This window comes from Collimonas arenae, from assembly GCF_000786695.1.
Classification (GTDB): Bacteria; Pseudomonadota; Gammaproteobacteria; order Burkholderiales; family Burkholderiaceae_D; genus Collimonas; species Collimonas arenae_A.
On the sequence record NZ_CP009962.1, the window covers coordinates 3468310 to 3491018 of the forward strand.

13 protein-coding genes and 1 pseudogene are annotated in these 22709 nt (G+C 51.7%); 7 read left to right on the forward strand and 7 right to left on the reverse strand.

The features are described 5' to 3' along the window. The first annotated feature begins 65 nt into the window (after window positions 1-65). On the forward strand, window positions 66-743 hold the full coding sequence (locus LT85_RS15280) for an HAD-IA family hydrolase (RefSeq protein ID WP_038490287.1): 678 nt from the start codon (window positions 66-68) through the stop codon (window positions 741-743). Window positions 744-779: 36 nt separating this feature from the next. Here the strand turns inward: LT85_RS15280 and LT85_RS15285 are convergent, their stop codons facing one another. Next, entirely contained in the window at window positions 780-1010 is a 231-nt protein-coding gene (locus tag LT85_RS15285; protein WP_038490290.1) for a hypothetical protein, read from the reverse strand. Between the two features lie 217 nt (window positions 1011-1227). Here LT85_RS15285 and LT85_RS15290 point away from each other — a divergent pair. Further along, window positions 1228-1829 (forward strand): annotated as a pseudogene (locus LT85_RS15290) (PadR family transcriptional regulator). Between the two features lie 37 nt (window positions 1830-1866). After that, complete coding sequence (locus LT85_RS15295; RefSeq protein WP_052135221.1) at window positions 1867-2616, forward strand: FAD-dependent oxidoreductase; 750 nt, start codon at window positions 1867-1869, stop codon at window positions 2614-2616. A gap of 40 nt (window positions 2617-2656) precedes the next feature. Here the strand turns inward: LT85_RS15295 and LT85_RS15300 are convergent, their stop codons facing one another. Next, entirely contained in the window at window positions 2657-3040 is a 384-nt protein-coding gene (locus tag LT85_RS15300) for a RidA family protein (protein WP_038490295.1), read from the reverse strand. A gap of 362 nt (window positions 3041-3402) precedes the next feature. On the opposite strand from LT85_RS15300, the gene LT85_RS15305 reads away from it, so the two are divergent. Beyond that, window positions 3403-3945: a phosphatase PAP2 family protein gene (locus LT85_RS15305; RefSeq protein ID WP_052135222.1), complete on the forward strand. Its 543-nt coding sequence runs from the start codon at window positions 3403-3405 to the stop codon at window positions 3943-3945. A gap of 98 nt (window positions 3946-4043) precedes the next feature. Here the strand turns inward: LT85_RS15305 and LT85_RS15310 are convergent, their stop codons facing one another. Further along, window positions 4044-5411 carry a carbohydrate porin gene (locus LT85_RS15310; RefSeq protein WP_052135223.1) on the reverse strand — a complete coding sequence of 456 codons (1368 nt, stop codon included), beginning with the start codon at window positions 5409-5411 and terminating at the stop codon, window positions 4044-4046. Window positions 5412-5842: 431 nt separating this feature from the next. After that, window positions 5843-6463 carry a hypothetical protein gene (locus LT85_RS15315; protein ID WP_038490301.1) on the reverse strand — a complete coding sequence of 207 codons (621 nt, stop codon included), beginning with the start codon at window positions 6461-6463 and terminating at the stop codon, window positions 5843-5845. 1021 nt (window positions 6464-7484) lie between these two features. Here LT85_RS15315 and LT85_RS15320 point away from each other — a divergent pair. The 3 genes from LT85_RS15320 to LT85_RS15330 are packed head-to-tail and all read left to right on the forward strand — an operon-like array spanning window position 7485 to window position 14828. Continuing rightward, window positions 7485-8633, forward strand: coding sequence for an ABC transporter substrate-binding protein (locus LT85_RS15320; RefSeq protein WP_038490305.1), 1149 nt, complete (start codon window positions 7485-7487; stop codon window positions 8631-8633). 46 nt (window positions 8634-8679) lie between these two features. Next, complete coding sequence (locus LT85_RS15325; protein ID WP_038490308.1) at window positions 8680-12312, forward strand: response regulator; 3633 nt, start codon at window positions 8680-8682, stop codon at window positions 12310-12312. After that, entirely contained in the window at window positions 12309-14828 is a 2520-nt protein-coding gene (locus tag LT85_RS15330) for an EAL domain-containing protein (RefSeq protein WP_081992420.1), read from the forward strand. The genes LT85_RS15325 and LT85_RS15330 overlap by 4 nt, the downstream gene beginning before the upstream one ends. Window positions 14829-14893: 65 nt before the next feature. Here LT85_RS15330 and LT85_RS15335 read toward each other — a convergent pair whose 3' ends face one another. The 3 genes from LT85_RS15335 to LT85_RS15345 form a co-directional block, all read right to left on the reverse strand. After that, complete coding sequence (locus LT85_RS15335; protein ID WP_052135224.1) at window positions 14894-19381, reverse strand: EAL domain-containing protein; 4488 nt, start codon at window positions 19379-19381, stop codon at window positions 14894-14896. Between the two features lie 103 nt (window positions 19382-19484). Next, on the reverse strand, window positions 19485-20543 hold the full coding sequence (locus tag LT85_RS15340) for an ABC transporter substrate binding protein (protein ID WP_253273757.1): 1059 nt from the start codon (window positions 20541-20543) through the stop codon (window positions 19485-19487). Window positions 20544-20556: 13 nt separating this feature from the next. Then, window positions 20557-22665: a TonB-dependent receptor plug domain-containing protein gene (locus LT85_RS15345; RefSeq protein ID WP_038490310.1), complete on the reverse strand. Its 2109-nt coding sequence runs from the start codon at window positions 22663-22665 to the stop codon at window positions 20557-20559. Window positions 22666-22709: the final 44 nt, after the last annotated feature.

A 22709-nucleotide genomic window follows, 5' to 3' on the forward strand; every position in this document is an offset into this window, starting at 1 on the left:
CTGGCGCACCTTTTGCAGAGATCGGAGATAATGAGCAGTCCATTCACGCTTGAAAGAAATAGAAAATGTCTGACCGTAGTTCTGCGGCGCCTAAAGGCCGGTACAGTGCTTTCCTGTTCGATATGGACGGCACCATTCTCAACTCGATCGCTGCAGCGGAACGTATCTGGGGTAACTGGGCGCATCGTCATGGGCTAGACATCGCAAGCTTTCTGCCAACCATACATGGCGCTCGCGCGGTGGATACGGTCACCCGGCTGGCGCTTCCCGGGGTCGATCCGGAAGTGGAAGCCTTGAAGATTACCCAAGCGGAAATTGCCGACGTCGAGGGCATTATCGAAATAGCCGGTGCGGCACATTTTCTGAGATCGTTGCCGACGACCAAGTGGGCTGTGGTGACCTCGGCGCCCAAAGCCCTAGCCATCCAGCGCATGAAAGCGGCAGACATTCCCGTTCCGGATGTTCTTGTGACGGCGGAGGACGTCCCCGCCGGCAAACCGAACCCTGGTTGCTACCTGCTTGCGGCACGCAAGCTGGGTGTCGATGCAAGCGATTGCCTGGTTTTTGAAGATGCGCCCGTCGGTATCGCCGCCGGGGAAGCGGCGGGTGCAACGGTGGTGGTCGTGACCTCAACCCATACCCACCCGATGACTAGCCACCACCCGTCGATCAAGAATTACGCATCGATATTTGCCAAAGTTGACGAGGACGACGGCATCAGGCTGGAAGAACAGGCAGCGTGATCAACGCTTAGAAATGCGGTTTTCAACATCCTGGCATCAGATAGGATGTTGATCGATCCAGTCTCCGGAGAAATCGAGGATATAAGAGATCGCCTCATCTTCGCTATCAAATTCGTTAGTCGGCATCTGTCGCTCGTAACGGATTTCACAAGCCCCGTCTTTGCCCGCGTGTATCGTAAAACATGCGGCAAATTTGCCGCTTACCTGCTTTTCCAGCCGGGGAAATACAACATGCCCTCTATACGGAAAGCCCCTTGCTTCTGTCACGGTAGTTCCTTTTTCTCAAATAATTCAAATAAATTCCATTGAATTATCCCCGAGTTCTGTCGTGTGGATTATTTTTCTGATTCCCAGTGGTTACGCACACTCGCCACGCCATCCGATCAAGGAACAGGCCTGGCACCGGAAACGGCATTTGTTGCCCCAAAAAGCATCTTTACGTTTAATCAGTTTGCAAATGCACTTTACCGGTCATTTAATGACTATGAAGATCACCTATCGAAAATCACCATTGAGCCTTGCCGTCCTGGCCATGCTTGTTGAGGCCGACATGCCCCCTACCGCATGCAACAGCTGTTCAAGCAACGCGGCAAGGACGAAGTCATCAATGTGCGGCAACGCAACAGCCTGTACCAGACCATAGACCGCCTGCTGCATGCCGGTTTGATCGGGATGCGCGAGACCACGCGCGAAGGCAGCATACCGGAACGCACCATTTATCACATCACCGAGGCAGGACGGCAGCTCAGTCTCGACTGGATGAAAGAAATGCTGGCGATGTCGAACAAGGATTTTCCAGAGTTTCCAGTTGCGATTGCCTTCCTTCCCCTGCTAACGCCAGAGCAAGTCCTGCAACAATTGCAGCAGCGCATACATAACCTGGAAACTGCACTATCCGACATCGCCACACAGTTGCAAGCTGCCGCGATGGTGCCGCGCCTGTTTTTACTGGAATCCGAATATGTGCGCGCGATCACCACAGCTGAACTGGAATGGGTCCGCGCCGTTGTAAGTGATCTGCAAAGCAAGCGCATTACATGGAGTACAGCCTGGCTGGAAAAGATCGCCGCTCAGTTCAACCAATAAGAACACCTTCCAAGATTTACCCCATCCCGAAGAACCTATGTCTGCCGCCAATTTCAACGTGATCATCATCGGCACCGGCGGCATTCTCCACTTCATGGAACTAAAGTGGGACAGGAACGGCGTGAAACATGGCATCGGCGCGAACGACAGCGCTTTGCTGGCGCAATGGCCGGGCATGTTGTACGACAATACGCGCGACTACTGCATGTGGGGATTCTGGGCCGCACGCGAAAAATTCCCAAGCGCCTCCATGGCAACACGCGGCCAGCAGTTGCTGGATTTAGCCAAGGACATGACGCCGGACTGGCATCCAGCCTTGCACAAGCTGATGTCGCTGGTCGATCCAAGTACAGCGCTCGTTGTCGATATCCGCACCTCGGTGCCGATTCCTGCCTGGACGGCCAGTACCATCACTTTGCTCGGCGACGCTATCCACACCATGACACCAGGCCGTGGCGTCGGCGCCAATACAGCGTTACGAGACGCGGTCAATTTGTGCAGGCAACTGCAGGCGTTCCGCGATGGCGGAAAACCGCTTTTGCAGGCCGCCGGGAACTATAAAACGGAGATGCGCGAGTATGGCTTCAAGGCAGTACTTGACTCCAGAAAACAGATGGACGCAAACGCGCCGATTCACAAGCCATTCATCGGCGCTGCCCTGATGCACGCTGCGCGCGCAGATATGCGCGCAGTGAATGCCTTGCCGCCGCTAAAACGCAAAATCGGCAAAAAGCTGGCTGCGTCACGTGGCGCTGAACGACATGCCAGCTCCTTGACTCAGCCTTGAATTGAAAGCCTTCAATCAATTACCCGCGCTGGACAGATAGTCAGGAATTCTTCAGGGCAGTGACTTCAATTTCGATCTTCATCCGCGGGTCCGCCAGACCAGCCGAAATCATCATGGCCGCCGGCCGCACGCTGCCAAAATATTTTCTCAGCACAGGCCAGCATTGCTCGAACTGGGCGCCGTCAGGCAGGACATAGGTCACACGCACCACGTCCTGCATACCGGAGCCTGCCTGCTGCAAGGCAGTCTCGATATTTTTCAGGCATTGCTCGGTTTGCTCGACCAGCCCATCCGCAATCGTCATCGACGCATAGTCAAAGCCAGTCGTGCCCGAAACAAAAACCCAGTTGCCGGAAACTACAGCACGCGAGTAACCGATTTGCTCTTCGAAGGTGGAACCTGAACTGATAAGTTGTTTCGTCATTTGATTTCCGTTAGATGGGTTGAACGCCAGTCCGTCATGTACGCCTGGCTTAGACTTGATGCGCCGAAAGGAAATATTTAGTGCCTGGCCGCCCAAACAGTTCTGCCGCGCTACATATTCCCGGGCAGATTATAAGCCGGTTGTTTTGACGTTGCGCTTGGCAACGGCACGATCTGGGTCTAGCACTTAGTCGTTATGACCAAACGAATAACGCTGGTTAGGCCGCGCATTTCAAAGTTATAATTTTCTTTCTCCATTGCCCCTCCTGACATTTAGCACGCATGCCCTCCTGGATAGACATCACGAATTTCGGTAGTTCCGCTTTGCTCCTTCCCTTTGCCGCCGCTATTGCGGTGTATCTCATGGCCGGTCGCGCATGGCGCCTGGCGTCGCTCTGGTTTGCCTTGTTTTCAATCGCGATCGCTCTGGTGGTTGTCAGCAAGGCGCTGTTTATCGGCTGGGGCATCGGAATCCAGGCAATCGATTTCGTCGGCATCAGTGGCCATACCATGTTGGCCAGCGCCATCTTTCCGACAGCCGCTTATCTTGCATTGCATCGACACAGCCTGCGTTTGCGCATAGCTGCCGCCGGTGGCGCATGCTTGCTTGGACTTGCCGTTGCGATCTCACGCGTAGTGCTGAACGCGCATTCAGCCTCAGAGGTGATTGCCGGCGTCGCGCTGGGCTTTCTCGTTTGCATCTCGTTCATCGTGCTCTCGCGGCGCCTTCAAGGTCCGCATTTAAGCGGCGCCATCCTGCTTCTCGCCTTTGGCTTGCTATTTGCCGGCTTGTATGGCGAGCGATTGCCAACGCAGAACTGGATCAAGAATGTTGCGTTGACGCTGGCCGGACGCGAGCGCCCCTTTATACGCGAAGTCTGGCATCGCAACGCAGGGCAAAACTGACAGATATTCCGGCGCTGTTGATGCTTGATGCTTGATGCTTGATGCTTGATGCTTGATGCAGAGATACACCTAAACCAAATTCCAACGGCGCCAAATTCCTAATACTCAGCGTGCAAACGCAAAGCGTAGAAAGATACCGGCCCCCGATCCTTGTTGTAGGCGGGATTGACGACGCGCTGATAGTCTGCGGACAATTTCAGGCAGCTGTTAAGCCGCATCGAATAATAGATCTCGGCAATTTTTTCCCTGGCGTAGTTAAGTTGTCCATCACCGATCAGGAGTCCCGTGCCGCCTGCCGCAAAGTACTGGCGCGCGTCGCTGGAAAGCGCATTGACGACTCCAGCTACGCCAACCTTGTCATCAGGACGCCCCCAACGATTGCCTGCAAGAGAAAGGCCTGCGGCAACAGATCGGTTAATTTCGGTGAATTCGTAGGTCTCTTTGTGGCCGCCATTTGCACTCGCACGCGCAAACACACCCAAATCGGAAGTCAGCTCCTGCTCAAAATTGAGAACAACGCCCGGATTGCTGCTATAGCGCCGAACCTGCGATACGTCAGGTACGCCGCCCGTCAAATTTGCCAGTTGCAGCGCATTTTGATAGCTCGCCATGTCGCCCTGATTGATAAAAACCAGCAGCTTGAGTTTGCCGGGATGCCCCTGCCATTGATGGCGCTCTTCAAGTTCGGTCATAAAGCTGCGTTGACGAAAATGTACGCCGCTCATCTTGGCGTTGGGCGTCTCCGACAGCTGGAATACGCCTCCACGCAACGTCCAGCGGTCCTGGTTCCACTCGACAGCTGCGCCAACGGTAAACCCCCACGGATCAGCGGCATAGTCGAAACTACCACCATCTATCAACGACCAATTCAAGAAATCGGAGCGCGGATCATGCGCATAGGAATTGGTGTCGAAAATATCCACGACCGAGAACTTGCCGACAGTGAGCGTGACGTTGTTGACTGGTTGCGATCCGGCCAGTTGACCGAGGGCCGACTCAAGCTGTTGCCGAGGCCCATCCAATCCAATGACCTGCCGCAGGAACAAGCGCGGCAGGCGTAGATATGGCGCATTGGCGCCGACCTTGTAGGCTTCACCGCTCGGATAGCCCGCCACACCCAAGGTGTTGCTTAAGCCAAATCCTTGATCGATTTCGGGATTGATCCAAAGTTCAGCACCCTGCCAAAGACGGCGGCCGATCATGACCGACAGGTCGAACGTTTCGTTATTCTGGCCGTTGGAATCAAGGCTATTGGCCCCGCCATACGGCGCGGTGAAGCTGGGGTGCCACTGGTTGACGAAAGTCGCCTGCCCGTGAACGCTCCATGGCTCCGACGACGATTGGTCCTGCGGCACCGATATCGCCTGGCCAGTATCGTCAGCGCGCGCTTGTGGAGATATGGCAAGACACAGGCACAACGCAAACAAGGAAAGGAATACCGGATTGGTTTTTTTTCTTTGAAACATAGGGGTGTCGGTTCAGACCTGCATAAATATACGGATTTCAGGCAATATCTTATCCGATGCCAGCACCACATCAGCATCGAACATTCGTACTATCCGATATACAACGTATGCGGCATACGGCTTGACTTTTTATCCGTGTAGATACGCTCACGCCAGTCGACGCAAGACTATCCTCGCGGCGCGTAAAGAAAATCCGAGATATATGAGCCAGGGCCCTGGAAAAATGGTCTAGATGACAATCGGAAAATTACTGGGATCAAAGTAAAAATCTGTGTGCGTTCCGAGACATCTAACTGACTGCGAGATCGCGCCTGGCAGCCCTGCGAAAATTGAAATGATGCCTGCGAATCACGCATTTTAGATCTGAAGGGGAAATGCTTTCTTGCATTTATCTATTTTCATTTTTATCAAAAATGTATGTAGTCACGACGCTAAAGCGAGCCGGATATCCAAGTCCTGATTTCATTAAGATTTCTTTGAGTCGTGTACTCGGCCGTTGCTATCCACGCTGCAGCTCCCTTGGCGATACGCGCAATGAAATCGCCTATTTGATTATACAAATCGACAAAGAATTGACTGATTCGCTGCATGAAACCGAAGATATTTCCTTGCAATTCACAATGACTCGAACCAAGTTTATCGGCCATATGATAAAGCTGTTCAAGGTAACTTTCACAATCGTGTTTGGCCTGGTTCCGCATATGTTCCAGTGTCGCCCTGAAAGCACTTACTGCTGATGAAGTCATATGGGAATTCCGCAATGCCAATGTAGCCATTTCAATTTTCAGCTGAATGACACTCACCTCTGCTCGCCCGAGATCTTTCGTGCATATTTCCAAAGGAATCAACAGGCTACAATCATTTACCGACGGCGGTGATTCGTCCAGTTGAACTGTATAGAAGAAAGGTGCCAGAGATGGCGATGGAATATAGCGCTGGCTTCCTTGCCGACCGATGGATGCCTTCGCATACGCGCAATGCTCTACCATGACCGCGTTAAAATTACGTACTTGCTTCGCTCCTCCGTCCGCACCACTGAACAAGCTCAGCATATGTATACCTCCCGGTACGTAGCGACTGGCCAAACTCATTAAATAGTAGGACGTATCCGGCAATACTTGTACTGTCAATTTTGTCAGAGCACATTCACTTGATGTGTCAGCGAAAACGTAATCAGTCTGAATAAACGAGAAGATATTGGTATAAATCTTTATCAATCAACTAGTTAAAGTCATAAAACGACGTAGGCTATCAAAATTGACTTCACCTTAGGACAAACCTAAATCACTCCTTTACCATTCTGCCTCCCTATTCCCCATTTCCACCTATCAGCATCCTTATTCCCGTCGGGTGACACGAAATGAATCGCAACAGTTTTATAGCTTAGAGCTATTAAAACAAATATTGCCCGCAGGAAATTTATAGAGTACTCTTTAACAAGAGCAAATGTATCAAGTAACCATGGGTCGCAGTGGCCTTACGGGGCCGGTATATGTTCGCCCGTTCCAACGGCATGCAGTGATATCACGCTGCAGACGAATACTTTCCGGCGAACTAACTCCCATATTTCTTTGTAAAAATTGCTTCGGTCTCGATATTTTCTAAGGGCAATCGCAATGAACACTGAGTGCGAATGGCTCGTTCCGGCTGCAAACGAACCTGACAAAGAAACCAAGTCCGTGCTTGATGGCCGGACAATTCGGCATTCGCCATCGAGGAACGCCATGGCGACAGATTACTATTTCTCTCATTCCAGTCGACGCGACGCTGACCGTCGCTGAGGAATTACAGGCTGGATTTAGCCGATATGTGGATATATGGATATGAAAACACAGAAAAAATAGAACGGATTCAACCGGTCAGTGCTAAATGTGGAAACAATTAAAAAATCTCTCTGTCATTAGAGCCAATAGCAAATTCAGAATTTGCCACGTCGACATAGGTATGTAATGAAATGGTCATACCAAGAAAATCGTGGTGGACATTTTTTTATTAAGAATTCGATTCGTCAAATTGCCCGCAATACCGTCGTATCGTCTTGAGAGCAACTTCGTAGCGAGAAAAACTATGCGAATGCATATCTTGTCCGCGCTCTACGGTTGTGCACTGTTCGCCAGCCAAGCCGGCGCTGCAGATCCGGGGATCACCAACACCGAAATCCGTTTGGGGATGGTGAACGCCCAGTCTGGCGCCGCATCCGGCTTAGGTAAAGGCATGCGCATTGGTGCAGAAGTTGTCTTCAAGGAGATTAATGCTCACGGCGGGATACATGGGCGAAAAATAAATCTTATTGTGGCTGACGATGCCTATGAGCCAGACAACGCGATCGACGCAACTCTCAAAATGATCGAAGAACAAAAGGTTTTTGCACTATTCGGCTATGTCGGAACACCGACCGCTAATGCAGTCCTCCCCATCATCAAGGAAACGAATACGCCGTTGATTGGCGTGTTCAGTGGAGCAATGACCTTGCGTCGGCCTGTCGTCCCCGATGTCATCAATGTCCGCGCAAGCTATGACGACGAGTCGGAGATGCTGGTCGAGTACTTCATCAAAACTAAACAAGCCAAACGATTCGCGGTTTTCTACCAAGACGACGGTTTCGGCTTGGCTGTATTGTCGGGAACGACAAAAGCCCTGAAGCGCCGGAACATGGAAATAATAGCCAAAGGTACTTTTCAGCGAGGGACGACAGCGATCAATACTGGGCTGGCCGCCATCATTGACAGCAAACCTGACGCCGTCATCATGGTCGGTACGTATACATCTCTTGCAGCCTTTATCAAAAATGCGAAGGCGGAAGGATTGAAAGCCAGCCTCGCAACAGTATCGTTTGTTGGTACCGACAACCTGGTGAATTTGGTAGGACGTGATGGCGATGGCGTTGTGATTTCTCAAGTTGTACCCTTCCCTGAAGACCGTAGCTTACCTATCGCCAATGAATGCGCTACCCTGCTTGAAAAATACGCTCCGGGCGAACAACTGGGCTTTGTTAATTTCGAAGGCTGCATTACAGCCAAGACCATGGCAATTGCCATGGAAAGAGCCGGACCGGCTTTGACGCGCATCAATTTAATTCAGGCTTTCGAAACTATTAAGAAACTGGATATCGGAGGAATACAACTAAATCTTGGGACAGAAGATCACCAAGCATCCAGCGCAGTATTTCTTACTCAAATCGTTGATGGACATATTACCCAAATCAAGGCGGAAACCCGATAAGCGCAGCGGAATGTTGACGCGCGGCTGATCTGAATGGTGAGAAACGGTGAACATCAAGACAAAACTGATTGGAAGTACCATTTTGCTGCTATTGGGTGTGCTGGCAATTGCTGCAACCGGTCTATTCGCCTTGGATGGCGTCGCCGTCAATGTTTACAGGCTTACCGACAAATCGGTACCTGCCCAGTTGAAGACGATAGAGCTGCAGCATGAAATCGAATCGCTATCCGGAAAATTTTCCAAACTTGGCTTAGCAACAGACAGCAAACAGGCTGAACAACTTTCCGCAACGATCGACAAAGAAATCAAGTCAATCTCGGAAATTGAAAACGCGTTACACAATCAAGACCAGCAGAGAGATGCCGAGATCTTCTCTGAATTTCATGGTCGCATTGCGCAGGCTGTCGCAAAGAAACTGGAAGATATCGATCTCTATCGGATGGAAGCAACGAATATTCGCGAGATACTTGGGAAAATAGAAGAAGCCATTTCCAGTATCAATACGAGTATTGCCTTACTAGATACTCAGGCAATTGCATCGACCAAGGATGCGCAGCAAAGCGGCCGCAACTCAAACATTGCGATAAAACGGCTCTCTGATTTGCGATCCGACTTGAAGGATATCCTCATTGTCATCGGCGACGTTGAAGCCGTTAAAAGCCGCTATCATCTTACTCCCTTGAGAGAACGCCTGATAGCCGTCGCCGGCGCAATCAACAACACGCATGATCAAGAATTCGAAACGGAGCAAATAAATACCGCCCGTCAGTCCTTGGATGATGTGATTAAACAGCTTGTCAGTGAACCAAATGGCCTGCTCTCGCTACGTGAACAGGTATTGAGCGGAAAGAAGAGCGAATCGGAATATTTTCTTTTAAAAGCAAATATAGCCAAGACACTTGAGGCAATTAACGCCAGTTTGTCGGAAGCAATCGATCCGCTCGAAATGCGACTCTCCAAGAACCGAAAAAAACTTGTTTCTAGCAACAAGTTCATGACCGATGCCGCTGGCATCATGAATGCCGGCAACGCCGTCAACAACGACACCAAGTCTTTGAGCACCAACGCAGCTCTGGTCATGCTCGGAGAATCAGACGCCGAGATCGGCGCAATCGCCGCCAACACGCATCTCGCCAACAGCCGAATCAGAAATAATCTAGATGCAATGAGGCAACAGTTGACTGCAACAGGAAACGTTGCATTACTTTCCCGTATCGAAATCGCCATGACACTGTTCAATACGACGCAAGCTGCTATGGAAAGAGTCATCGCCGCCAAGCGGCGCGTTCTGTCAAGCGGAGCTGAACTCAATAAAATCATCGGTGAAGTACAGGTTGCCGAGAAAGAAAAAAACGCTTACGGCGAACAGCAAGTAGCGCTTATCAGCAAACAACAACAAGAAACGGTATCCTCCGTACGGGACGCCGTGCGCAGCTCCCTGACCATCATCATTGTTGTATCCCTAGTGCTGCTGGCGGCATGCATCGCCGCTAACATCGCCATCGGCCTCTCGATCACTCATCCGCTCTCGCAGCTATTCGGCACCATCGAGAAAATACGCATAGGCGAAGATTTGTCCGTCAGAGTCAAAGAACACGGTTCGGATGAACTCGGCGTAATGATCAAAGCATTCAATAATATGCTGGAGCAATTGGAGCAACGCGACGCCCAGCTCAAGCTACTGAAAACGGCTGCAGAAGCTGCAAGCCGCACCAAATCCGAATTCCTGGCCAAGATGAGCCACGAGATCCGCACGCCGATGAATGGCGTGCTGGGCATGACCGAACTTCTATCGCGTACGGAATTGAACCCCAAGCAACAGCGCTTTGTCGACACAGTGTACCGCTCAGGTGAATCGCTGCTCACCATCATTGACGATATCCTGGATTTTTCCAAGATCGAAGCGGGCAAGCTTGCGCTGGAAGATATTGAATTCAATTTGCGCCAGACGATCGAAGATGTCGTGACACTGCTTGCCGATGGCGTGCAACGCAAGGGACTCGAATTTATCTGTCATATAGAAGAGAGTCTGCCGCATACGGTACGGGGCGACCCGGTACGACTACGACAAATACTGACGAATCTTCTCAACAACGCAATTAAATTCACCGAACGCGGAGAAATTTCGGTTGATGTGCGCTGTGACGACCAGGGCTTTATCTGCGTGTCCGTTTCCGATACAGGCATAGGCATTGCTCCTGAAGCAGCCAAAGCCTTGTTTCAACCGTTTCGGCAAGCCGATAGCTCTACCTCTCGCAAATATGGCGGCACCGGACTTGGACTGGTTATTGTTAAACAGCTCACCGAGATGATGGGCGGAACCGTCGAGCTGACGAGTGTCCCAGGACAAGGATCGACCTTCACCGCGAGAGTGCATTTGGAATGGATCGACGCAGGGGCTCCATCAATTGATGCGCAGATTCCGCTCGCCGGCTTGAATGTACTGATCGTTGATGACAACGCGACCCACCGTAACATCTTGCTGCAGCATGTGATCGAATGGCAGATGAATACTGCCAGTGCCGCGAATGGCGTTGAAGCCATAGATCAGCTAAAAACCATCAAGGATAGCGGCAAGAAATTCGACATAGCGATCATAGATGTGGGGATGCCGGTCATGGACGGCTTCGAACTTCTTCGGACAATCAAATCTGATTCATCTCTGGCGGATCTAAAAATTGTCATGCTGACCTCGTCCGATACTGCCGATGATATGCGTCGCGCCCGCGATCTCGGGGCGCATGTTCTCCTGAGCAAACCAATACGTACGGCGAATCTCCTTGCCGGTATTTCCGCAGCTTTCGATCTGCAGGAACAAGGTCCCATGCTGCCCCCTCCAGCATATCTGGAGTCGAAATCACCTGTTGAGACAGGCCACGCAAAAAACGTGCAAGTTCTGCTAGCAGAAGACAACGCGGTAAATCAGGAAATCGCGTTGGCGATGCTGGAAGATACGGAGTATCAGGTGACCATCGCCGGAGACGGAAGCCAGGCATTGTCGCTACTTGCCGGCAAACAGTTTGACGTAGTGCTGATGGACTGCATGATGCCGGAAATGGATGGATTCGAAGCAACACGAACATTGCGGTTGCAAGAAGCAGAAATGCGACACACGCGCATGCCGGTCATAGCTCTTACCGCCAATGCCATTGGAGGCGACAGAGAGCTCTGCCTGAATGCCGGGATGGATGACTATATCGCTAAACCGTTTTCCAGGAAACTGCTGCTGGAAACACTTTCGCGTTGGACCAAATCTATAGGAACTCCACAAACTATGGCACAGGAAGGCATGGAAAACTTGTCCGCATCACCGCCCAATGACGATTTAGCCATTATCGATCCTGCCGCACTGCAAGCCTTGCGCGCATTGCAAAGACCGGGGCGACCCGACGTGCTGACCCGCATCATTGGCATGTTCGACAAAGATGGACCGCGTTTGCTCGCTGAAATGAACAATGCTGCCTGGAGCGGCCAAGCCGAAGCTCTACGGCACGCAGCACACACGTTGAAATCGACCAGTGCAAATGTTGGCGCGGTCGTCCTTTCAGCATGCTGCAAGGAAATTGAACAACATGCGCGTACCGCCAACGTGGATGCTGCAGCAGCGCTGCTCTCCACCGCCAACGAAGAATTTAATCGTGCCCTTGCAGCATTAACATTGGAGAAGGTGACAGAATGAACGCAACTCCCAAGGAAAACAAGACAGTATTAATTGTGGACGACGATGCGATGACTCGCGTGTTGGTAGTAGAAGCCCTTGAGCCGGAAGGCTTCGTGGTGGAAGAAGCGGACAGTGGCGCCAGAGGGATCGAAATGTTCCAGCAGATATGCCCGGATATCATCCTGCTGGACGTCAGCATGCCGGGAATGGACGGCTTCGAGTGCTGCCGTCGCATACGCTCGTTACCCTATGGTGAACGCCTGCCAATTGTTGTGCTCACCGGCAACGACGACGACGACTCTATCACGCGGGCATTTGAATCGGGGGCCACCGATTTTGCTTCCAAACCGATGCGCTGGAAGCTTCTCGGACACCGTGTGCGTTACCTGCTACGCGCGAGCGAAACTTTAGAGAGTCTGGCACGCAGCGAAGCCAGTCTCAAATACGCACAAGAACTGGCGCATGTCGGAAACTGGGAGTATCAGCCTGGCAACCCCGACGGCTACTGGTCACCCGAGGTTTATCGCATTCTTGGACTCGACGCAAAGAAGTCTCCCTCCAGCTTCGAGTCCTTGATGCAACGAGTTCCGGAGGATGACCAGCCTCAGTTGCTGCAGTCGTTTATTAATCTGCGTACTGAGGGCACTAGCTACCAGATCGAACATCGCATTACACGTCCTGATGGCGCAGAGCAGATTATTTTCCAACAGGCCGAAGCGGTACGCGAACAAGGGCGAACCCTGGCGTTGAGAGGTACTTTGCAGGACATCACTGAACGCAAGAAGAATGAAGCGAAGATCGAATATCTGGTTAACCATGATGCACTTACCGATCTGCCCAATCGGAATTTACTGAGCGTACGCATGTCGCAGGCGATAGAACAGGCGCATCGCGGCGGCCAGCACATGGCCGTCATGGTTCTGGATCTGGATAGATTTAAATTCGTTAATGACAGTTTTGGCCATCATATCGGCGATTCCCTGCTCAAGGCAGTCGCGGCGAGGCTCAAGGCTGCCGTACGTGACGGTGATACGGTAGCACGACTGGGAGGAGATGAATTCGTCGTCATACTACCGGGGCTTACGGCTCCGGAAAATGCAATGATTGTGGCCGCAAAGATTGTGACATCGTTTAACGAGATGTTCGCTTTGGGCGATCACGAATTGCACGTGACAACTAGTGTCGGCGTCAGTATCTATCCTGAAGATGGCATCAATGGCGATACCTTGCTCAAGACCGCAGATGCCGCGCTGTATGCAGCCAAAGACAAAGGCAGGAACTGCGCTCACTGTTATACGGCGGAAATGGGTGTCCAGATAGAAGAACAAGCCGATCTGGAAAAAGGCTTACACCAAGCTCTGCTGCGAAAGGAACTAGAGCTGCATTATCAGCCAAAAGTCAGTCTTAAGAGCGGCCAAGTCTACGGTGTGGAAGCATTAATTCGTTGGCGGCGGCCAGGCATCGGTTTAATCCCTCCAGACAGTTTTATTCCGCTGGCAGAGGAAACCGGGCTCATTATTCCGATCGGTGAATGGGTTCTGAGAAATGCCTGCGCCCAAGTGAAAGCCTGGCACATTGCCGGCTATAAGGATCTGACCATAGCGGTCAATGTATCAGCGCTACAATTCCGGCAACAGAATATCCCGGAACTTGTGCGTAACGTTCTCGCTGACAGCAAGCTGGAACCCAAATATCTGGAGTTGGAGCTCACTGAAAGTGTGCTCATGCAAGATCCTGAAACGATAGCGCTGGCAATGCGAGAGCTGAAAGAAATCGGTGTGCGATTGTCCCTGGATGATTTCGGTACCGGCTATTCCAGCCTTTCCTACCTCAAACAATTTCCCATTGATGTGGTTAAGATAGATCAATCCTTCATCCGCGACGTTACCAGCAGCATCAACGGTGCATCGCTCACCAAATCTATCATTTCCATGGCGGAATCCTTGCATATGACGACGGTTGCCGAGGGCGTCGAGACAGAGGAGCAATTAGGGTTTTTGAATATAAACCGGTGTGACGCTATACAAGGCTACTACTTCAGCCGTCCGTTGCCTCTGAATGAAATGGTGAAATTGTTAGCCGAAAAAACGCATCTTCCATCTGATAGATGCCATAGCGAATCAGCCAAACGCACTGTGTTGTTGGTCGATGATGACAAAAAGACGTTGTCCGCTCTCAAACAGCTTCTGGGCCGAGAGGGGTACCATATATTGAGCACTACAAGCCAGCAAGAAGCACTGGAACTATTAACACTTCATCCTGTAGGAGTGGTAATTTGCGACGCCGGGATGCCGGAAATACCGGGAACTGAGTTACTGCTACAGATCAAGAATCTATATCCGGAAATTGTCCGCCTTATGCTTTCCGATTACACCGAATTGCAAACGGTAACGGATGCCATCAATGAAGGAACCGTCCACAAATTTCTCAGCAAGCCCTGGGATGACGATCTGCTTCTGGCGCAGCTTGTCGAGTCGTTTCAACAGCACGAAGTGAATGCGCAAACAACGCAAACACCGGATATCCGCGCATAATCGATTTCAATAAATTCAAATCAATGAATAGCGCTACGGCTGACGTTTTCGGTCAACGCCGCGATTCAATCGGCTTTCGAATCACGTTCCAGATACGAAAATCCCGGCATCCTGAGATATGCTTGTTCTTTGATGAAGTCGGCTACCTGCTCTGTCGGGATGGGCTGGCTAAAATAATAGCCTTGCATCATGTCACAAGAATGATCTCGCAAGAAATCAAGTTGAGACACATTTTCAACTCCCTCCGCCACCACCTCCAGGCGCAAGCTATGCGCTAACGCGATAATACTTTTGACAATAGCGGAATCATCAAGATCGTTGGGTACATCTTGGACGAAAGATTGGTCGATCTTGATAATATCGACGTGAAAACGCTTCAGGTAAGCGAGAGAAGAGTAGCCCGTCCCGAAATCGTCAATAGTCAACCGCACCCCGAGATTGCGCAACTGATGCAGGGCATGCAAATTGTCTTCAGCATTTTCCATCAAAGTTCCCTCCGTGATCTCCAACTCGAGCAAGTGCGGAGACAATCCGGTTTCGGCCAAGACCCGTTCTATTTGAGCGACAAAATCGGCTTGCAACTGTCGAACGGAAAAATTAACAGCCATCCGCATGGCAGGCAAACCGGAATTTATCCAGCTTTGAAGTTGAGCACAAGCAGTACGCATTACCCATTCACCAATGATGTTAATGAGATCGGTTTCCTCTGCAAGCGGAATGAATTCCTTGGGCTCCACCATGCCCCGAGTTGGATGACGCCAACGCACCAGCGCTTCCATGCCGACAATCCGTCCTGTGTCGAATTGCACTTGCGGCTGATAGTAGACTTCCAGTTCTTTTCTATCGAGCGCCATGCGCAGATCGCTTTCCAGCCGCATGCGCTCTGACATCAAGCGTTCCATCGATGGTTCAAAAAACTTGAAACCAGAATTGGCTTTCTTGGCGCGATACATCGCAGTATCAGCATGCTGCAACAGCGTTCCCACATCAGTGCCGTCGGTTGGGTACAACGAAATGCCAATGCTGGCGCTGACAAAGATGCCATGACCTTCAATCAAAAACGGAGACGACAAGGAACGACAGATAGCCTGGGCGACTATGGTGGCGGTATCGGCACTGATCATGTCGACCAATACCACGGTGAATTCGTCCCCTCCCAAGCGGGCAACGCAGTCGACAGCCCTCACGCTGCGTCGAATCCGCCTCGCCACAGCCACCAGCAACTGGTCCCCTACATCGTGTCCGAGAGTGTCATTCACATACTTGAAGCGATTCAGATCAAGGAACAGGACTGCCACTGCATTTTCTGCCTGCCCTGCATGCTCAATGCATTGCTTTAATTGTTCGAAAAACATAGCGCGATTTGGAAGACCGGTCAGCGAATCCTTAAAAGCCAGGTCGCGCACACGCTTTTCCGCCCTGCTTGCTTCAATGATGCGTCTGACGCGCTGAGACAAGACAGTGAAGTGAATCGGCTTCGTGATGTAGTCGCTGGCGCCGGCTGTGAACGCGCGTTCCACCGAAATATTGTCATCCAGGCCAGTAATCATCAACACCGGAATATTCCGGCCATTGGGAAGTTCATGTATGCGGGCGCAGGCGGTAAATCCATCCATTACCGGCATCACGGCATCCATCAAGATGACGTCCGGTTGCATGCGTTTGAGAATGTGCAAGGCTTGCCCTCCATTTTCAGCCTCAGCTACCCTAAAGCCATCTCTGAGCAGGGTATAACGCAATGCATTGCGAGTGCTGCGATCATCGTCCACCACCAGCACCAGAGCATTTCCTGTCACCGACACGACATTTTTCTGGCTTCCGATAAACGCCTCATTTCCCAGTAGCGTCACCACCTCGTCGAACGCTGCATTCAGCTTTGGCAGCAGGGGACGAATTTCATCGATCTGCTGGTTAAGCGCAAGCTCCTCTACTTCCTTGGCGAATTGCGTTACATTAGTGGCGCCCAGATTGCCACTGCTGCCCTTGATTGTATGAGCCAAGGCCCGAGCGCATTCTGCATCCTTTTGGCTGACAGCATTTTCTAGCTGTTCCAGGTAGACAGGCGTATCCTCCAGATAAGGAGTGACTGCCTGTTGCAAGGATTCACCTAAAATGTCACGCAATTTATCAAATACGCTTCGGTCCAAAGCGACATCTTCGCTCTCGGTCTGGACCGATGCTGACAACGCTAGATGTTCATTTTCCGTGTGCGTGGAGTCATGCATGAGCCAGCGCTCCAGCTTGTACCGTAACTCGATCAAGGTGATCGGTTTTGCCAGATAATCGTCCATTCCGGCGGCCAGACATTTCTCTGCGTCGCCAGCCTGGGTATTGGCAGTCATAGCCACAATCGGCGTATGTCTCCCTTCTGCCTTTTCCAGATCGCGAATCCGCGCAGTGACTTCATAACCGTCCATCCCCGGCATGTTGCAATCCATGAGAATGAGATCGAACTTGTTACGTTGAATAATTTCTATCGCCCCCCAGCCATTGGCGGCAAACTCGCAATGACATCCACTCATGGCCAGCATGCCGGCAGCGACCATTTGATTGGTGCGATTATCCTCGACCACTAACACCTGGTACTTTCCGGCAGCGGTCAAGTCGTCCCCTGATAATGAAGGCGCGGGAGCAGGAATCGTGTCTAACTCCTGACCGGACATCAAATCCCGGATCCCGCTCAACAGCGCGCTCAAACGGATCGGCTTGCTCAGATAGACATCGGCTCCGAAGAACTTGACACTGTTCTGCAAGCCATAGCGATCCAGAAGAAAGAAACGCGCTGTGGAAAGTCTCTGGTTGGACCGAATCTGTAGCGCCAGATCCACACCGTTGCCATCGGTCGTGCCACGATCCATGATGATGATGGAATAAGGTATTTTCTGGGTCCGGCCAAGTTCTTCCAATGCCTCGCTACCGTTACTTACAACCTGGCAAAGCATCCCATAGCGAGCCAGGTTCTGTGCCAGGAAACTGCGTAAAACATTGCTCTCCTGGATCACGAGAACATGCATCCCGAGAAATACCTTATCAGGATGAACAACAGTTTGTATCTCGCTAGGCTGGCAACGGATCGTAAACCAGAATGTGGTTCCCTCCCCAGGCTGGCTGACGACGCCGATCTCCCCTCCCATCAATTCCACCAACTGTTTGCAAATCGCCAAACCAAGGCCGGTACCACCGTATTTACGAGCAGTAGTGCTGTCAGCCTGGGTAAACGATTCGAAGACATGCTGGACTGCATCCTGATTCATGCCGATGCCAGTGTCGCTGACCTCTATCCGCAAACTGAAGCAATCGTCGCTGTCTGTGGTACGCGATATATTCACCGCCACTTCGCCTTGTTCTGTGAATTTCAATGCATTGCTGACCAAATTGATCAGCACTTGCCGCAAGCGCATTGAATCGCCTTTGATCCAGTCCGGGACATCTGAGGCAAGCAAATAACCGAATTCCAGTCCTTTCTGCTGCGCCTGTTTGGCGAGCAGTTCAAGGACTTCTTCAGTCAATTTCCCCAGATCAAAATCAATCTCCTCCAATACCAGCTTGTTGGCTTCCATTTTTGAAAAATCGAGTATGTCGTTGATCAAGTCAACAAGTGTGTGCGCTGAGTTCCAAGCAACCTCTACATATTCCAGTTGAGATTTTGTCAAACGCATCTCCTTGAGTATGTCCAGCATTCCCACCACGCCGTTCAGAGGAGTCCGTACTTCGTGGCTAACTGTTGCGGCAAATTTAGCTTTCATGAGTGCCGCGTACACGGCCTGGTCACGAGATTTTTTCAACTCTGCTTCTCGTTCCTCCAATACAGTCATCATTTTATTGAACGCATGTGCCATGTCGATGATGTCGCGCGGACCATCCAGACCGGCACGCATGCCCGACTCACCCGCTTCGGCGCGTCCCATCAGCTCAGACAAGGCATTCAGGGGCCGAATCAAATGGCGTGCCAGAAGACGCATGATGCCCAGCAAGACGAGCGCGAACGAGAACGTAATAATCAGATTAACGACTAGCAAAGAAAGCACCAGGCGATTCATGGTCTCTTTGCCAAGAACAATATGCACGTATCCGAGCAGCTGGACTTTGTTTTCCTGGAGTTCAAACGGTGACACTGCTTCACGGCCTTGATAGACCGGTGCGCCGAAACGCCATTCGTCGCCGGTTTCCTGTTCCAGGGTGGATTGCGTCATGCTGATATCCGGCCGTGGTACTTGAGATGACTTGATGTGCGCACCCTTCTTGGTTTGAGATAGCAGAATATTGTGCGTGGCATCGGTAATATCGACCCGCAGAACGTCGGGAAACGCCAAGGAAGTGGCTACCTGATCGCGGACATTATCGGAGGAATGGTAAAGCAGAGCCAAAGTACTTTGACGCGCCAGGTTCTCTGCAATATGCAAGCCCTGCTCGATCAAGTAGCCTCGCATGCGTTGGCTGGTTTCCCATGAATTCATCAAGGAAGAGAACAAGGCTAGGCCAAGAATGGAAACAGTAACAATCGCCATCAGTTGTCGGCGAAATCCAGTGCGGTGCAAATATGATCGCAGCATGATGTACTTATCCGAATGAGTTGGTCAGGCCATGAACTAAAGATGGCGGCACAAACTCAGCCATTGGTCAAAAAAAATGGCTGCTCAACTGCTTTCTTTTGATTCAAGGCTCCGGAAAAACGAAATCGAAACTCCGTTGCAGTTGATAATCTATATCCAATCCAATGTGACTGGCAGTACGCAAATTGACAGCTGTCAGTACCTCGCGCAACGGCAATACGCCACGTTTTCGCGTTTCTCCTGCTATCACGCCAAGCGCGGAACTAGCTAGATCATGTCCCAATCCCAGGTTATCTGGATACAAGGCGAATAAGGCACCCTTCTTGACGTGCAGGAAACTGCTTGAAAAAACCGGCACGCCACGACTCCAGGAGTCTTTCAACACCAAAGGCATAATCGTGTCTTCGTCCACCGTCGTGGCATCCTGTGGCAGCCAGATTGCGTCTACCCGGCTGTCGGCTGAAGCGAAGGCGGCATCATAGAGCCGTGCCGCCGAAGCCAGATCGTGCGCTTCATGCGCCACCAGTTCCAAGCCTTGTGCCTTGGCTGCTTCACGCGCAATCTTGAGTAGCCATTCGTTATGTTGCGGGTCGTAGATGACAGTCACTCTTTTCGTACCAGGCAGCAGTTTTTTCAACAGCGCGAATAGCAGAGCCGGATCCGGTGTCAAACTGATGCCGGTCAGATTGCGGCTTTCGGTTTCAGGAATCGAAAGCACACCACCGACCACCACGACAGTATCGCTCTCCAATCCGGACGCTGCTTTCAATCCTTGGCGTCCGAGCGCAATCACCACCTTGGTGCCAAGGCGTTTCAACTGCGCGCTCAACTCCACCATATTGTTGTTCGATCCAATCGGATAAGTGTTTACCTGCGTTCTTGCTCTCTCTTGTATCCCCTCGATGATCTTGGCAAAGATACTGCGATACGGCTCACCGATATCAGGATACAAGACGGCAATCTGGCCTTTCCCTTCTTGTATCTCCAGTCGTTTCGCCATAGTTTCCGAAGCCGCCAGGACGAGCGTATTGTGTTCAAGGCGCAGGACATTCACGTCAACGCCGGTCCCTTGAGCCGCATGACCGGACGTCCCTGCCAGTAACCAGAACAAGCCGACCTCAATTCGCAACATCGCGGCATGTGAAATCCTCAGGGATAACATCACCGTAGGCCGCCTAGAGCTTGTGCTGAAACTGCACATAGAAGGTGCGCCCCGGCAGCGGCAGATCAAAAGGGATGTTGCCCGGCGCAAAACTCGGATCCTTGGCATCCCGGTTGAACAGATTCAGCACCATTGCGGTGACGCTCCAATTGCCGATCAGCTTCTCCTTCCGCAGGTTCAGGTCAACCGTCGTGTAGTCGGCAATCGGAGGACGGGTGTCTCCCGGTTGCCGTTTTCGATCAGCAACATGGTTAATTGTCGTACCCAATCGCCACAGCGGCGCCAAACGCCAGTCTGCGCGGGCGAACAACCTTTGATGCGGCGCGAGGCCAGCATCCTGGCCGCTGCGCTGGTCGACGGAATGCTGCAATGAATAATTACCGGAAAGGCGCAAGCTACGCGTTGCATCCCAAATGGCTTCCAATTCAAGTCCACGTCCAGTCTGGTCTCCTGTATTTTGGGCGGTGGAGCCTGTTGACGGATCGGCATTCGGCACGAATTCAATCAGATTGTGCATGCGATAGTAGTACAGGCTCAAATTGGTTTGGAGCGATTGAGTGGGTTGCCATGCAAACGCCAGTTCGCGCGTATTGATCGTTTCCGGCTTTAGATTGGGATTGCCGATCGTAACCGGGTTGTTCATACTGTACTGCTCGGTGAACGACGGTGCGCGAAACGCGCTTCCATACAAGGCTTTGACTGAAAAATTGTAGGCGACGTCCCAGACCAGCGCCACGCGCGGATTAGTCGTACTGCCGAAATCGGAGTAACGGTCCGTCCGTACGCCTGCGGTGAGAATCCAGTCTTTCGCCAATGTCCACTCATCCTGCGCAAAGACATAAGCGACGGTGCGCTTATGAGGAGTGAGGAACACAAAACTCGTGCCGCTGACATCTACCACGCTGCCTAGCGGAACAAATGAAGGGCCCACACCAGGAATATCGACGATCTGGAAATTTTTTTTCTCATTGGTCTCGTACATATCCTCTATGTTGTAGCCGGCGCCGAGCCGGATCCGATGCCTGTCGAAGCCGGTATAAAAACCCGACAAGCTGAATTGACTGTCGCGTTCGGCGTGTCCGGGATTACCGATGACGCCATTCGGGAACGCGCCGCCAAAAGCGCCTGGCGGAAAGAGCACTGTGTTGGGGTCCGCCTGTAAATCCTTGACATCGCGCAGTGACACTTGCGCCGTGACATCCCAATTGCGGGAAAATGCAGGGTTAGCGTAGCTGAGATCCGTATTCCAGCGTCGCCCCCTGACCCGGCCTTGCGGATCCAGTGCTTCCGCCAGTCCGACGCCAGTTCCCATCTCCCTGTCTTGATAACCGGCGCGCAATCGCCATAAGCCATAACTCAGGTCCACATTCATATCAAGCGTATTGCGCATCATGTTTTCCGGCCCGGGAGCAAGCGACGCATGCGTGCCGAAAATTTTATCCAGACCGGTTTGCGTGTCCGCATCCACTGTCTTAGTGGAGCCGCCTGTGTGACCAGCGGCCAGATAGAAAGCAACATCCACCGGCCCCATTTTCCCGCCATGCAAAAACCAGGCGTCATGCGTATCCTGCGATCCAGCCCGTAACCCGTACTCAGTGCCATTGATATCGGCAGACGTCTTGGTAATGATATTGATGACCCCCGCAAATGCATCCGCACCGTATAAAGCAGACCCAGGGCCACGAATGATCTCAATGCGCGCGATGTTTTCGAGCGGCATACCGCCCCACGCGAGACCCTGATTGCCAAGAAAGGCAGTGTTGATAGAGATGCCATTTACAAGCATCAAGGTATCTGAGTTGTATTTTGAGGTAATGCCGCGAAAGGAATATATCGGGTCGTTGTACAACCCTGAAAAGGAAACATGCAAGCCTGGGACGCTTTCTAGCACTTGATCAAGCTGCGTCGCACCCATTGCCCGAATGTCTTCGGCAGTAATCACAGAGGCGACGGCTGGGGCGCGGGAAATTGTTTGCTGGCTGCCAGTAGCAATGCTGACGACCGCTTTGCTCCCATATGAGAGGGCTAGATCATCTTCTTCAGAATTTTGCTGGGCAGTAGCGACACCGGCGCTCAGCAGCAGGACCACAAACGGAACGCGAGATTGCCATTGTTTTCTCATTTTCGATCCATTTCATGTAATCAAAATTCTGCTAAAAGATATAT